The sequence below is a fragment of the Streptomyces sp. NPDC045022 genome, from assembly GCF_056432605.1.
Window position 1 is genome coordinate 261,556 of sequence record NZ_JBWKIR010000004.1, and the last position, 14,657, is coordinate 276,212.

Below are 14,657 nucleotides of genomic sequence, written 5' to 3' on the forward strand. Positions count from 1 at the left end.
GTGTCCTCTGTTGTACGGCACGACACTGACAAATAAGAGGCCCAACTCCGGTTCTCACGCGTCGGCTTTGTGACGGTTCCAAGGCCGTGGGAAAGGCACTTCCCGGGCCGGGGAAGGGAGTGGGCGCCGGACCACGGTAGGCCCGCCGGCACCGTCAGCCAATCTGGTTATCCACAGGCCCTGTGGACGACCGCCCCGATGCTGTGGAGAACTCGCCGAAACCTGTGCACGACCCGGTGGACAGCCCTGTGAACAAGCCCTCGCTCCCCTGCCACGGAGGTCCCTGACCTGCATCTTTACCGTCCACTGGTTGTGCAGAAGAAAAACTTTCCCAGTCGGACCAAGATCCCTTCGAACGGTGCGCGAAAGGAGATGACCCGAGAGATGAGGTAAGGGTCACAGGGTAGTTGCATCGCTTACCTGTGGACGATTAGATTAGTGCTCATGACACAGGCTCCCGCGATACCGAAGGCCACCCGCCGACGGCACGACCGAGAGATCGTCGCGCTGGCCGTCCCAGCCTTCGGCGCCCTCATCGCCGAGCCTCTCTTCGTCATGGCGGACAGTGCGATCGTCGGCCATCTCGGCACCGCGCAACTCGCCGGCCTCGGCGTCGCCTCGGCCCTCCTCACCACCGCGGTGAGCGTCTTCGTCTTCCTCGCCTACGCCACCACAGCCGCTGTGGCCCGCCGCGTCGGCGCCGGTGATCTCCAGGCGGCCATCCGGCAGGGCATGGACGGCATCTGGCTGGCTCTGCTGCTCGGCATCGCCGTCATCGCCGTCGTCTTTCCACTGGCCCCCGGCATCGTGGACCTCTTCGGCGCCTCCCCCACCGCGGCTCCCTACGCCACGACGTATCTGCGTATCTCCTCGCTGGGTATCCCGGCCATGCTCATCGTCCTCGCCTCGACGGGAGTGCTGCGTGGCCTGCAGAACACCCGCACCCCGCTCTACGTCGCCATCGCCGGTTTCATCGCCAACGGCGCGCTCAACGGAGGACTCGTCTACGGTGCCGGGCTCGGCATCGCCGGTTCGGCATGGGGCACGGTCGTCGCACAGTGCGGCATGGCAGCCGTCTACCTGACCGTAGTCGTACGCGGGGCCCAGCGGCACGGTGCTTCCCTCCGCCCGGACGCCGCCGGCATCCGGGCCTCGGCCCAGGCGGGCGTGCCCCTGCTGGTCCGTACCCTGTCCCTGCGGGCGATCCTGATGATCGCCACGACGGTCGCCGCACATCTCGGTGACGCCGACATCGCCGCCCACCAGATCGTGCTGTCCCTGTGGAGCCTGCTGGCTTTCGCTCTCGACGCGATCGCGATCGCGGGACAGGCGATCATCGGCCGCTACCTCGGCGCGGACGATACCCAGGGCGCACGCGAGGCCTGCCGCCGCATGGTCCAATGGGGCCTCGCGACCGGTGCCGTACTCGGCCTGCTCGTAGTGGCCGCCCGACCGCTTTTCCTGCCGCTGTTCACCAGCGACTCGGTGGTCAAGGACACGGCACTGCCCGCACTGCTGATGGTGGCACTGTCGCAGCCCGTCTGTGGGGTCGTCTTCGTCCTGGACGGCGTTCTGATGGGTGCGGGCGACGGGCCCTACCTGGCCTGGGCGATGGTCTTCACCCTGGCGGTGTTCGCACCGGTGGCTCTGCTCGTCCCCACCTTTGGCGGCGGTCTCACGGCGCTCTGGGCGGCGATGACGCTGATGATGACCATCCGCATGCTGACCCTGTGGCTGCGCACCCGCTCCGGCCGCTGGATCGTGACGGGCGCGACCCGCTGACCGTTTCACGTGAAACATGCCGCGATGCCCGCACCCCACTATGGGAAAAGGGGCCGCACCCTTCGGATGCGGCCCCTTTCACCTGCTCAAGCGAGCGCAGCGATCATGCAGCCATCAGGCCGCGACGACCTCGATGTTGACCTTTGCGGCAACCTCGGGGTGCAGACGCACGGACGTCTCGTGGGCGCCCAGGGTCTTGATCGGGGCGGACAGCTCGATGCGGCGCTTGTCGACCTCGGGGCCACCGGAAGCCTTGATCGCGGAAGCGACGTCGGCCGGGGTGACGGAACCGAAGAGACGGCCGGCGTCGCCGGAGCGGACGGCCAGACGGACCTTCACGCCCTCGAGCTGGGCCTTCACCTGGTTGGCCTGCTCGATGGTCTGGATCTCGTGGATCTTGCGAGCGCGACGGATCTGCTCGACGTCCTTCTCGCCACCCTTGGTCCAGCGGATCGCGAAGTTCCGCGGGATCAGGTAGTTGCGAGCGTAACCGTCCTTGACGTCGACGACGTCGCCCGCGGCACCGAGGCCGGAGACCTCGTGGGTGAGGATGATCTTCATGATTTGGTCACCCTCCCTTAGCGCGCGGTGGACGTGTAGGGCAGCAGCGCCATCTCACGGCTGTTCTTGACGGCCGTGGCGACGTCACGCTGGTGCTGCGTGCAGTTGCCGGTCACGCGGCGGGCACGGATCTTGCCGCGGTCGGAAATGAACTTCCGCAGCATGTTCGTGTCCTTGTAGTCCACGTACGTGACCTTGTCCTTGCAGAAAGCGCAGACCTTCTTCTTAGGCTTGCGCACAGGCGGCTTCGCCATGGTGTTTCTCCTGTGTGATCAAGAAGTTGGGGTACGACCCACCCTCGGCCCGAAGGCCTAGAAGGGAGGCTCGTCCGAGTAGCCGCCACCGCCGCCGGAGCTTCCGCCCCAGCCGCCGCCGCCCTGGTTGCCACCGGCGGCGGGAGCGCCGGTCGCCCACGGGTCGTCGGCCGGAGCGCTGCCGCCCTGCTGGCCGCCACCGGAGCTTCCGCCCCAGCCGCCGCCACCCTGGCCGCCGCCACTCTGGCCGCCGCCGCCGTAACCACCCTGGCCACCGCGAGCGCCACCGGCGGTCTTGGTGACCTTGGCCGTGGCGTTGCGCAGGCTGGGGCCGACTTCCTCGACGTCCAGCTCGTAGACCGTGCGCTTGACGCCCTCACGGTCCTCGTAGGACCGCTGCTTCAGCCGGCCCTGCACGATGACGCGCATGCCTCGCTGAAGCGACTCGGCGACGTTCTCCGCCGCCTGACGCCAGACCGAGCAGGTCAGGAACAGGCTGTCGCCGTCCTTCCACTCGTTCGTCTGGCGGTCGAAGGTGCGGGGAGTGGACGCGACGCGGAACTTCGCGACCGCCGCACCGGACGGGGTGAAGCGCAGCTCGGGGTCGTCGACAAGATTGCCGATGACCGTGATGACGGTCTCGCCTGCCATGGGGAACCTCTCGGCGGGTTTGCTGCTGGCTGCTTGGTGCTGCTACTCGAATCCCGAGATCAGCTGAGCGGAAGGCTCAGTGCATCTCGGGACGGAGGACCTTGGTCCGGAGGACCGACTCGTTCAGGTTCATCTGGCGGTCGAGCTCCTTGACGACCGCAGGCTCGGCCTGCAGGTCGATGACCGAGTAGATGCCCTCGGGCTTCTTCTTGATCTCGTAGGCGAGACGACGACGGCCCCAGGTGTCGACCTTCTCAACCTTGCCGCCGCCGTCACGGACGACAGACAGGAAGTTCTCGATCAGCGGGGAGACAGCACGCTCCTCGAGATCGGGGTCGAGGATGACCATCAGCTCGTAGTGACGCATGTGGAACCCACCTCCTTTGGACTCAGCGGCCACGGTCGTTCCGTGGCAGGAGGGTTGCGATGCGTACGCAACGGTATCTGCCGCCACTGACAATCGGGGTTCCCTCAGGGATCCCGCAGCGAGGCTCCAGTAGGACTGGCAGGCCTGGGCAGACACCGGTGCAGAGGGTACAGACTACCCGCACACCCGCTTCCGGTTGAAATCCGGCCCTGGGGACCGTCAATCTGTACACGTCGGGTGTGTACGGCGCTACGATGCGCCGCCTTCCGCAGGAGGTGCCCTATGGCACAGGCAGTGCAGCGCAATACCGCCGGATCTCTCTTCGCCACGGACGGTAAATCCCATCCGCTCCAGGACGCCCTCGTGGTGGTGACGCTGGTCCTGGGCCTGCTGTCCTTCATCACGTCGTTCTTCCACGGCCTTCATCTGGTGACGTCCTGGGCCGGTCTGGTGGGCATGGTCGTCGGCGCGTACGGGCAGTGGATCTCGGTGACCACGCGGGAGCGCTTCGGCCTGATCCTGGGGCTCGGTGCCGCGGGAGTCGGTTTCCTGCTCGGCATGGCACACGGCGGACTGTTCGGCGGGCTCATCGGCAGCTGAGGCCCGTACGCCCAGTCGGGGCGCTCGTCAGGCGCAGTAGGCTTCGGCGCGAGAGCCGGAGCCCCTGTACCCATGGGGACACACCAGCCCGAGGAGCGCCCCGAATGAGCCTGACCCTGAGGACCATCAGTCGCGAGCAGCATCTGGCCTACATCCAGAGCCTGCCGTCGGCGAGCCACATGCAGGTCCCGGCCTGGGCAGACGTGAAGGCGGAGTGGCGCTCGGAGAATCTCGGCTGGTTCGACGACCGTACCGGCGAGCTGGTCGGCGCGGGCCTGGTCCTCTACCGTCAGCTGCCCAAGATCAAGCGCTACCTCGCCTATCTTCCCGAGGGCCCGGTCATCAACTGGTTCGCGCCGAACCTGGACGACTGGATCCAGCCGATGCTGGCGCATCTGAAGCAGCAGGGCGCCTTCTCCGTGAAGATGGGCCCGCCGGTGATCATCCGGCGCTGGAACGCCGAGACCATCAAGAGGGGCATCCAGGACCCGGACATCAAGCGGCTGCGCGACCTGGAGGCCGACTTCATCGAGCCGCGCGCCTTCGAGGTGGCCGACAAGCTGCGCCGCATGGGCTGGCAGCAGGGCGAGGACGGCGGCGCCGGCTTCGGTGATGTGCAGCCCCGCTATGTCTTCCAGGTGCCACTGGCCAACCGTTCCCTGGAAGAGGTCCACAAGAACTTCAACCAGCTGTGGCGACGCAACATCAAGAAGGCCGAGAAGGCGGGCGTCGAGGTCGTCCAGGGCGGCTACCAGGACCTGCCCGAGTGGCAGCGGCTGTACGAGATCACAGCCGTGCGCGACCACTTCCGGCCCCGCCCGCTGTCGTACTTCCAGCGCATGTGGACAGCCCTCAACACCGAGGACCCCAACCGCATGCGGCTGTACTTCGCCCGCCACAACGGCGTGAACCTGTCCGCCGCGACGATGCTGATCGTCGGCGGGCACGTCTGGTACTCCTACGGCGCCTCCGACAACATCGGCCGTGAGGTCCGGCCCTCGAACGCGATGCAGTGGCGGATGCTGCGCGACGCCTACGCGCTCGGTGGCACCGTCTACGACCTGCGCGGCATCTCCGACTCCCTGGACGAGACGGACCACCTGTTCGGCCTGATCCAGTTCAAGGTCGGCACGGGCGGACAGGCCGCCGAGTACCTCGGCGAGTGGGACTTCCCGCTGAACAAGCTGCTCCATAAGGCGCTCGACATCTACATGTCGCGCCGCTGAGCCGCGAGCGTTTGATTCCATAGCCTTCATAGCTCTCACACCTCTGATTCACCGCAGCCACGAGAAAGGTTCCGGGTCCGGCCATGGCGCTCACGCTTTACGTCGACACCGCGCGCTGGCGGGCGCACCACAAGCACGTGCAGGAGCAGTTCCCGGGTCTCGTCCCGGTCTGCAAGGGCAACGGCTACGGCTTCGGGCACGAACGGCTGGCGGAGGAGGCCACGCGGCTCGGTGCGGACCTGCTCGCCGTCGGCACGACGTACGAGGCCGCGCGCATCAAGGACTTCTTCGGCGGTGACCTGCTGGTGCTGACGCCGTACCGGCGCGGCGAGGAGCCCGTGCCCCTGCCCGACCGGGTCGTCCGCTCGGTGTCGTCGATCGACGGCGTGTACGGCCTCGTCGGCGCCCGTGTCGTCATCGAGGTGATGTCCTCGATGAAGCGGCACGGCATCAGCGAGCAGGACCTGCCGCAGCTGCACCAGGCCATAGAGAACGTCCGCCTGGAGGGTTTCGCCATCCATCTGCCCCTGGACCGCACCGACGGCTCGGACGCCGTCGAGGAGGTCATCGGCTGGATGGACCGGCTGCGCGCGGCCCGGCTGCCGCTGCACACGATGTTCGTCAGCCACCTCAAGGCCGATGAACTGGCCCGGCTCCAGCAGCAGTTCCCGCAGACCCGGTTCCGCGCCCGAATCGGCACGCGGTTGTGGCTGGGGGATCACGAGGCGACCGAGTACCGCGGCGCCGTCCTGGACGTCACGCGGGTGACCAAGGGCGACCGGTTCGGTTACCGCCAGCAGAAGGCGGCCTCGGACGGCTACCTGGTGGTCGTGGCGGGCGGTACATCGCACGGGGTGGGCCTGGAGGCCCCGAAGGCCCTGCACGGCGTCATGCCGCGTGCCAAGGGCGTCGCACGGGCCGGCCTCGCCACGGTCAACCGGAACCTTTCTCCGTTCGTCTGGGGTGGCAAGCAGCGCTGGTTCGCCGAGCCGCCGCACATGCAGGTGTCGATCCTGTTCGTCCCGTCGGACGCCCCGGAGCCAAAGGTCGGTGACGAGCTGGTGGCCCATCTGCGGCACACCACCACGCAGTTCGACCGGATCATGGACCGCTAGGCCGGCACAGAGGACGCGGTACCGGGAACGGGAAGGCCGTACACGTATCGCGCGTGTACGGCCTTGTTCATGGCCAGCCCGGGGGCCGTTCGCTCAGAGCGAACGGTCCTCGTGGGGCGACAGTTCGGGCCTGCCCCAGTCCACCTGAGGCCCGTCGAAGTGGGCGGCATGCCGCGGTGGATGAGCCGCCGCGCCGAGCACGAAGACGTCCTCCGCGCCGTCGAGGACCCCGCCCGAGGGATCGTCGTCGCCCGAGCGGCGCACCACGTCGCGTTCCGGCATGAGGATGTCCCGTACGACGACGGCGCACAGGTACAGCGTGCCCACCAGATGCAGCACGATCGCCCACTGGTAGCCGTGTGTCGGCAGGCCCTTGTGGGCGTCTCCGCTGGTCGTGTAGGCCAGGTACATCCAGATGCCGAGGAAGTACGCCACCTCGCACGCCTGCCAGATCAGGAAGTCCCGCCACTTGGGCCGGGCGAGGACCGCCAGCGGCACCAGCCACAGGACGTACTGCGGGGAGTACACCTTGTTGGTGAGGATGAAGGCCGCCACCACCAGAAAGGCCAGTTGGGCGAAGCGTGGTCGGCGCGGGGCGGTGAACGTCAGCGCGCCCATGCCGAGGAAGCACAGCACCACCAGCACGGAGGCCACGGTGTTCACGAAGTCGGTGGTCAGCGGGTGGCTGGAGTTCTGCGCCCAGATCAGCCAGAAGGAGCCGAAGTCGACGCCACGCTCCTTGCTGAAGGCGTAGAACTTCGCCCAGCCCTCGCGGATGTGGAAGCCCGTCGCATCGTGCGTGAGCATCACCGGCAGGTTCACCACGAGCCAGGCGACCACCGCGCCACCCACGGCCTGGAGGAACTCCCGCCACTTGCCGGCCCGCCAGCACAGCAGGAGCAGCGGGCCGAGCAGGAAAACGGGATAGAGCTTGGCGGCGGTGGCCAGCCCCAGCAGGATGCCGAAGGCGAGCGCCCGGCCCCGCGACCACATCAGCATCGCGGCGGCGGTGAGGGCGACCGCGAAGAGGTCCCAGTTGATGGTGGCGGTCAGCGCGAAGGCGGGCGCGAGGGCGACCAGCAGGCCGTCCCAGGGGCGCCTCCGGTGGGTACGGGCCACGCAGACGGAGATGACGGCCGCGCACACCATCAGCATTCCGGCGTTGACGAACCAGTACCACTGCTCCTGGTGCTGGATGCTGCCGCTGTGCGGGGTCAGCCAGGAGGCCACCTCCATGAACACTCCGGTCAGCACCGGGTACTCGAGGTAGTCCATGTCGCCGGGGAGCTTGTCGAAGTACGGCACGAGATGGTCGGCGAACCCACGCCCCTGGTACAGGTGCGGGATGTCCGAATAGCAGGCGTGTGTGTACTGGCTGCTCGCGCCGAAGAACCAGCCACTGTCGTAGCAGGGCGCCTTCTGGACCAGGCCGAGGGCGAACATGCCGATCGCCACGAGCGCGACGACCCGTACGGGGGTCCACCAGGAGGTCCCGGGCAGGGCACGCCGCCCGAGGGGACCGCCGATCAGTTCACTGCCGGCCGCGGCAACCTCGTCCTCCCTGGTCGGCTGCACCGGTTCTGCCGGGGCGGGCCGCACAGGCTCGGGCTCGTGCACGCTCGCGGGCGTCATCTCTGCACTGGGCATGGGCCACATCCTGCCGTACCTGTCTGGGAATACGCCGAGGGCCGCCGCACCTCGTCGGTGCGGCGGCCCGGGTTTCACGTGAAACACCAGCAGCGGACCCTATGACGGGCAACCGGTCAGAGCCGACGGTTAACCGGTCTGACCTCCGAAGATCCCCCCGTTGCCGTTGCCGTTGCCTCGGGTGTTGCCGGTGCCGGTCGTGTCCGTGACGGTCGGCGTCGGAGTGGTACCTCCGTCGGTGCCGCCCGTATCCGTGCCACCGTTGCCATTGCCGTTGCTGGTGGTGTTGCAGTTGTTGCCCCAGCCGAGCTGGCAGGTCTCGCTCGGCGTCGGGGACGGGGTGGTGGTCGTCACACTGGGCGTCGGGCTCGGCGAGTCGCTGGGTGTCGGGCTCGGCGTGATGGTGACGGACGGTGTCGGCGAGGGGGCGCCCGCCTCGTCCTGGACCTCGCCGATCTCGGTGGCCCTCGGGAAGCCGGGGTCGGACTTCCCCTTGAGCGCGGCCTCCATGTACTCGGTCCACATCAGAGTCGGGATGTCACCACCGTGAATGGAGTCCTTGCCCGCCGTGCCGTTCATCGAGAGCAGCTTGTGGTCCTTGGGATTCTCACGGAACATCGCCACGGACGTCGACAGCTGCTGGGTGTAGCCGACGAACCAGGCCGACTTGTTCTTGTCGGTGGTACCCGTCTTGCCCGCCGCAGTACGGCCGAGGGTCTTGGCGTTGTAACCCGTACCGTTCTGGATGACGTTCTGCAGGACATCCGTCACGTTGTTGGCGATGTTCGGTTCCATCGCCTCCTTGGAGGTGCGCTTGGGCTTGGTGAAGCTGGGCGCGTCACCGCCATTGACCTTGACGGCGGTCACTGAGTACGGCTCCGCCTGCTTGCCGGACGCGGCGAACGTGGCATAGGCGTCCGCCATCCGGATCGCGCTCGGAGTGGACGTACCGATGGCGAAGGACGGGTTGAGGTCCTGCGACATGCTCTGCTGGAGGATGCCGGCTGACCTCGCCACGTCCCGGACGTGCGTCATTCCCACATCGACACCGAGCTGCACGAACGGCGTGTTGATGGACTGCTCCATCGCCTTGCGCAGGGTGATGTAGCCCCAGGGATGCGGACTCTCGTTCATCTGGTAGAAGGGCGAGTTGTCCTTGTTGAGGTAGAACGACCCATCCGGCTTGTAGACCTTGAGGTGGTCGTTGCCGTTGTACTTGCTCAGCGGCGACACGCCCTGGCCGTCCGACTTGTACGTCCCGTACTCCATGGCCGCGGCCAGCACGAACGGCTTCCACGTCGAACCGACGGGGACACCGGAGGTGTCGGCGTTGTTGGTGAAGTGCCCCTTCTCATATCCGTCACCGCCATAGAGGGCGACGATGGCGCCGTCATTGGGCACCACCGAGGCCGCTCCGAACTGGACGTACTTGTCCAGCTCGCGATGAGGGTCGAGGCGTGACTTCTGGACGTTCTTCACGGCCTTGGCCAGAGCGTTGACCTTGTCCTTCTGGAACGTCGTGTAGATCTGGTAGCCGCCCCTGTCGAACTGCGCCTCTGTGATGTCGGAGTGGGCGAGGACGTACTTCTTCGCCGTGTCGGCCAGGTAGCTGATCTGGCCGGTCATGCCCTTGGTCGCCTTGCGCCCGTCGGGCGTCGGGTATTTCGCGATGGCTTCCTGGTACTCCGCGTCGGTGAGGTGCTTGTCCTTGTGCATCTCACCGAGGATCCAGGACCAGCGGTCCTGGGACCGCTTGGTGTTGGCCTCCGGGGTCGCCGACTTGTCGAGGTCCGTGTTGCCGGCGGGGTCGTAGTACGTCGGTCCCTTGAGCAGCGCCGCGAGGACGGCGCACTCGCTCGGCTTGAGGTCGACCGCGTTCTTGCCGTAGTACGTCTGGGCCGCCGCCTGGATGCCGTACGCGCCCCGGCCGAAGTACGAGGTGTTCAGGTAGCCCCGCAGGATGGTGTTCTTGTCGAGCTTGGTGCCCACCTTGATGGAGATGAACATCTCCTTGAACTTGCGGGTGAGGGTCTGGTCCTGGCTCAGGTACGTGTTCTTCACGTACTGCTGGGTGATCGTCGAGCCACCCTGCGTCTGGCCGCCTCGCGCCATGTTGACCACCGCACGCGCGATACCCATCGGGTCGACACCGGAGTCCTGGTAGAACGACTTGTTCTCGGCAGAGATCACCGCGAAGCGCATCGCCTCGGGAATCTGGTCGATGTTGACGTTCTGCCGGTTGACGCCCGTGCCCGTGGCCACCATCTGTGTGTGGTCGGCCCAGTAGTAGACGTTGTTCTGGGACTTGGCCGCGTCGTTCTCGTTCGGGATGCCGACCATCGCGTAGCCGATACCGACCATCGCCACCAGGCTGCCGAGGAAGCCCACGCACAGACCGGAGACGAGCTTCCAGGAGGGCACCCAACGCCGCCAGCCGTACTTGCCGGCCCGCGGGTAGTCGATGAACCGCTTCTTGCCGGGTGCTGCCGCCGCGCGGTCCCGGCCGCGCCCTGGACCGGTCGGACCGGTCGGGCCACCCCGGCGTCCGCCCGAGCCGGCGTTCTCGGCCCCTTTGCGTCGGCTGCCTCTCTGCGCCGCCCGGCGGGCGTCGGCGCGGCGACTGTAGGGGCGCTCTTCATCTCCCGAGCCGTAGGAGTCCGACCCATAGGAACTGGACCCATAGGAGTCGGCAGGAGACCCGGTGGCGCCCCGCGGTGCCGCACGGCGGCCGGAGGACGAGCCGGACTGGCCGCGTCGGGCCGCGGCACGTCCGCCTCCCTGCGGCTGCGGCGGTTTGCGACGGTGCTCGCTCATCGAACGATTTACTCCTCGGGCAGGCGCACCCGTGCGCGCCTGGAACGGCGGCTGGTTTCCGGTCCCCCCGAAGTACGGATGTGGTCGGTTCTGCATTCACCCGTACTGCACCGGGAACGGTGACGCTCCCCAGGCGCCACTTGGTTCCCGGTGGTGTGCATGCCGCACAGACTACGCACCACCAAAACGCACCGATCCTCGAAGTTCACCCCAAAACAGGCAAGTTGCCCCCTACGAATCGGTGATGTGATCCCGTTCACCGCTTTCCCTCTTGTCGCTTACGGAAGGTCGTTCTATCGTCGTGATGTATCGAGTCGATACATCAGCGCGAGATAAAGTCGCTGACAGGCACTGCGAGACCTGCGGGAGGGACCTGCGGGACGAGGGGAGGCGACGATGAGCCGGCGCTCCGGCATCCTCGAGTTCGCCGTGCTCGGCCTGCTCCGCGAGTCCCCGATGCACGGCTACGAGCTGCGCAAACGACTCAACACGTCCCTGGGTGTGTTCCGTGCGTTCAGTTACGGGACCCTGTATCCCTGCCTCAAGACACTGCTCGCCAACGGCTGGTTGATCGAGGAGCCGGGCAGCACCCATGAGGACGCCCTCGCCGCTCCCCTCGCCGGGCGCCGCGCCAAGATCGTCTATCGGTTGACGGCGGAAGGTAAGGAGCACTTCGAGGAGCTGCTCTCGCAGGCCGGCCCCGACGCGTACGAGGACGAGCACTTCGCCGCACGCTTCGCCTTCTTCGGGCAGACGTCGCGCGATGTGCGCATGCGCGTCCTGGAGGGCCGGCGCAGCCGCCTGGAGGAGCGCCTGGAGAAGATGCGCGCCTCCCTGGCGCGCACCCGGGAGCGCCTCGACGACTACACACTTGAGCTCCAGCGCCACGGGATGGAATCCGTGGAGCGCGAAGTGCGCTGGCTGAACGAGCTCATCGAGAGCGAGCGGGCCGGGCGGGACCTGAGAGGTTCCGTGTCCGGGGGGTCCGCTCAGCAGGACACCACATCTGGATCGACGGGCGGCCTGCCCCGTACCGGAGAGACCTCCGGTACGGATACGCCCGACGACACCGCCACGTGAGTCCCACTCAGGGCCTCACTCGTACACACAGGGAGCAACCGGAATGGGTTCGGTTCGCGTAGCCATCGTCGGCGTGGGCAACTGCGCGGCGTCGCTGGTGCAGGGAGTCGAGTACTACAAGGACGCCGACCCGGCGTCGAAGGTCCCCGGCCTGATGCACGTGCAGTTCGGTGACTACCACGTGCGTGATGTCGAGTTCGTCGCCGCCTTCGACGTGGACGCCAAGAAGGTCGGCCTCGACCTCGCGGACGCCATCGGCGCCTCCGAGAACAACACCATCAAGATCTGCGACGTGCCCTCCACCGGTGTCACCGTCCAGCGCGGCCACACCCTCGACGGCCTCGGCAAGTACTACCGCGAGACCATCGAGGAGTCCGACGCCGAGCCGGTCGACGTCGTCCAGATCCTGAAGGACAAGCAGGTCGACGTCCTGGTCTGCTACCTCCCCGTGGGCTCCGAGAACGCCGCGAAGTTCTACGCGCAGGCCGCCATCGACGCCAAGGTCGCCTTCGTCAACGCCCTCCCGGTCTTCATCGCCGGCACCAAGGAGTGGGCCGACAAGTTCACCGAGGCCGGTGTGCCGATCGTCGGTGACGACATCAAGTCCCAGGTCGGCGCCACCATCACGCACCGCGTGATGGCGAAGCTGTTCGAGGACCGCGGTGTCATCCTGGACCGCACGATGCAGCTGAACGTCGGCGGCAACATGGACTTCAAGAACATGCTCGAGCGCGAGCGCCTGGAGTCCAAGAAGATCTCCAAGACGCAGGCCGTCACCTCCCAGATCCCCGACCGGGACCTTGGCGAGAAGAACGTCCACATCGGCCCGTCCGACTACGTGGCCTGGCTGGACGACCGCAAGTGGGCCTACGTCCGCCTCGAGGGCCGCGCCTTCGGTGACGTCCCGCTGAACCTGGAGTACAAGCTCGAGGTCTGGGACTCCCCGAACTCCGCGGGTGTCATCATCGACGCGCTGCGCGCCGCGAAGATCGCCAAGGACCGCGGTATCGGCGGCCCGATCCTGTCGGCGTCCTCCTACTTCATGAAGTCCCCGCCGGTCCAGTACTTCGACGACCAGGCCCGCGACAACGTCGAGAAGTTCATCCGCGGCGACGTCGAGCGCTAAGCCGCGCAGAGCCGTCGCTCGCACGAGAACGCTCCTGCCAGGGCTGTGAAGGTCCCCGGGTTTCCTGACCCGGGGACCTTTCGCATGTGTGAGGGTGTGATCCATGCCCGTCGCCCGTGACCTGCGCGTCCTGCTGGGCCTGCGGAACTTCCGGCGCCTGCTGTACGTCCGCCTCCTGTCCCAGGGCGCCGACGGCGTCTACCAGGTCGCGCTCGCCGCGTACGTCGTCTTCTCCCCGGAGAAGCAGACTTCGGCCACCGCGATCGCCTCGGCAATGGCGATCCTGCTGCTCCCCTACTCACTGGTCGGCCCGTTCGCGGGCGTCCTGCTGGACCGCTGGCGTCGTCGGCAGGTCTTCGTGTACGGCAATCTGCTGCGCGCCCTGCTGGCCGCGGCAACCGCCGTACTGATGATCAGCAACGTCGCGGACTGGCTCTTCTACGTCTCCGCGCTGTGCGTCACGGCCGTCAACCGTTTCGTCCTCGCCGGTCTGTCCGCCGCCCTGCCCCATGTGACCGACACCGAACGCCTGGTCCTGGCCAACTCCCTGTGCCCGACGGCCGGAACTCTCGCCGCGACCGCCGGCGGTGGTCTCGCCTTCGTCGTACGGCTCATGGCATCTGGCTCCGACGTCGCGGTGGTGTCGCTGGGCGCGTTCCTGTATCTGTGTGCGGGCCTGGCAGCTCTGAGCATGGCCCCCGCGCTCCTCGGACCCGACCGGCAGCCGACATCCGCACACCTGAGTGCCGCGCTCGCCGACACCGCACGCGATCTGGTCGCGGCCGCCCGCCACCTGGCCGCGCCGCGCCGCAGGGAAGCGGCCTGGGCACTGGCCGCGATGACGGTGATGCGCTTCTGCTACGGCGCGCTCCTCGTCCTGCTGCTCATGCTGTGCCGTTACGCCCTCTCCAGCAGCGCAGAGGAAGGACTCCGGCTGCTGGGGCCGGCCCTGGCGCTGTCCGGTGCCGGATTCTTCGCAGCGGCCGTGGTGACCCCGTGGGCCGCGGGCCGTCTGGGGCCCGGCCGCTGGATCCTGGTGTGCGCCGGCGCGGCCGCGGTGCTGGAACCCGCCTTGGGTCTCCCGTTCGCCACCGGGCCACTCCTCGTCGCAGCCTTCCTTCTGGGCCTGATCACCCAGGGCGCCAAGATCGCCACGGACACGCTCGTACAGGCCGCTGTGGATGACGGCTTCCGCGGCCGGATCTTCTCCATGTACGACGTCTTGTTCAACATGGCATTCGTCGGCGCGGCAGGAGTGGCCGCGCTGATGCTTCCACCGGACGGCCGCTCGGCCGCACTGGTGGTGCTGGTCGCCCTCATCTATGCCGGAGTCGCCACGACCCTGGCGCGACTCGGGCGCCAGTGAGGAAGCAAGAAACGAGGGGCGATGTTTCACGTGAAACATCGCCCCTCGGTGCTGCCGGGGCGGCCAGG

Annotated in this window: 13 protein-coding genes; 7 read left to right on the top strand and 6 right to left on the bottom strand. The window is 67.4% G+C overall.

Going from position 1 to position 14,657, the window contains the following annotated elements:
* Positions 1–444 precede the first annotated feature (444 nt).
* Positions 445–1,782: an MATE family efflux transporter gene (locus AC07C1_RS10050; RefSeq protein ID WP_478938150.1), complete on the top strand. Its 1,338-nt coding sequence runs from the start codon at positions 445–447 to the stop codon at positions 1,780–1,782.
* Positions 1,783–1,896: 114 nt separating this feature from the next.
* Here AC07C1_RS10050 and rplI read toward each other — a convergent pair whose 3' ends face one another.
* The 4 genes from rplI to rpsF form a co-directional block, all read right to left on the bottom strand.
* The gene (rplI, locus tag AC07C1_RS10055; protein ID WP_478938152.1) at positions 1,897–2,343 is read right to left on the bottom strand and encodes a 50S ribosomal protein L9; all 447 of its coding nucleotides are present in this window, start codon (positions 2,341–2,343) and stop codon (positions 1,897–1,899) included.
* A 17-nt stretch (positions 2,344–2,360) separates the two neighbouring features.
* Entirely contained in the window at positions 2,361–2,597 is a 237-nt protein-coding gene (gene rpsR, locus AC07C1_RS10060; RefSeq protein ID WP_003949403.1) for a 30S ribosomal protein S18, read from the bottom strand.
* 57 nt (positions 2,598–2,654) lie between these two features.
* On the bottom strand, positions 2,655–3,248 hold the full coding sequence (locus AC07C1_RS10065; RefSeq protein WP_478938153.1) for a single-stranded DNA-binding protein: 594 nt from the start codon (positions 3,246–3,248) through the stop codon (positions 2,655–2,657).
* Between the two features lie 76 nt (positions 3,249–3,324).
* Positions 3,325–3,615, bottom strand: a complete 291-nt coding sequence (rpsF, locus tag AC07C1_RS10070; protein WP_453309007.1) for a 30S ribosomal protein S6 — start codon at positions 3,613–3,615, stop codon at positions 3,325–3,327.
* Between the two features lie 282 nt (positions 3,616–3,897).
* On the opposite strand from rpsF, the gene AC07C1_RS10075 reads away from it, so the two are divergent.
* The 3 genes from AC07C1_RS10075 (at position 3,898) to AC07C1_RS10085 (ending at position 6,556) form a co-directional block, all read left to right on the top strand.
* Positions 3,898–4,215, top strand: coding sequence for a hypothetical protein (locus tag AC07C1_RS10075; protein ID WP_478938154.1), 318 nt, complete (start codon positions 3,898–3,900; stop codon positions 4,213–4,215).
* Positions 4,216–4,319: 104 nt separating this feature from the next.
* Positions 4,320–5,441, top strand: coding sequence for a peptidoglycan bridge formation glycyltransferase FemX (femX, locus tag AC07C1_RS10080; protein WP_478938155.1), 1,122 nt, complete (start codon positions 4,320–4,322; stop codon positions 5,439–5,441).
* Positions 5,442–5,524: 83 nt separating this feature from the next.
* Positions 5,525–6,556 carry an alanine racemase gene (locus AC07C1_RS10085; protein WP_478938157.1) on the top strand — a complete coding sequence of 344 codons (1,032 nt, stop codon included), beginning with the start codon at positions 5,525–5,527 and terminating at the stop codon, positions 6,554–6,556.
* A gap of 93 nt (positions 6,557–6,649) precedes the next feature.
* Here AC07C1_RS10085 and AC07C1_RS10090 read toward each other — a convergent pair whose 3' ends face one another.
* Both AC07C1_RS10090 and AC07C1_RS10095 read right to left on the bottom strand, forming a co-directional pair.
* Positions 6,650–8,203, bottom strand: a complete 1,554-nt coding sequence (locus tag AC07C1_RS10090) for a glycosyltransferase family 87 protein (RefSeq protein ID WP_478938158.1) — start codon at positions 8,201–8,203, stop codon at positions 6,650–6,652.
* Between the two features lie 129 nt (positions 8,204–8,332).
* Complete coding sequence (locus AC07C1_RS10095) at positions 8,333–11,017, bottom strand: transglycosylase domain-containing protein (protein ID WP_478938159.1); 2,685 nt, start codon at positions 11,015–11,017, stop codon at positions 8,333–8,335.
* A gap of 396 nt (positions 11,018–11,413) precedes the next feature.
* Here AC07C1_RS10095 and AC07C1_RS10100 point away from each other — a divergent pair, with 396 nt between their 5' ends.
* From AC07C1_RS10100 to AC07C1_RS10110, 3 genes are all read left to right on the top strand, one after another.
* The gene (locus AC07C1_RS10100; RefSeq protein ID WP_478938161.1) at positions 11,414–12,097 is read left to right on the top strand and encodes a PadR family transcriptional regulator; all 684 of its coding nucleotides are present in this window, start codon (positions 11,414–11,416) and stop codon (positions 12,095–12,097) included.
* Positions 12,098–12,140: 43 nt separating this feature from the next.
* Positions 12,141–13,223: an inositol-3-phosphate synthase gene (locus AC07C1_RS10105; RefSeq protein ID WP_478938162.1), complete on the top strand. Its 1,083-nt coding sequence runs from the start codon at positions 12,141–12,143 to the stop codon at positions 13,221–13,223.
* A 103-nt stretch (positions 13,224–13,326) separates the two neighbouring features.
* Entirely contained in the window at positions 13,327–14,589 is a 1,263-nt protein-coding gene (locus AC07C1_RS10110) for an MFS transporter (RefSeq protein ID WP_478938163.1), read from the top strand.
* Positions 14,590–14,657 lie beyond the last annotated feature (68 nt).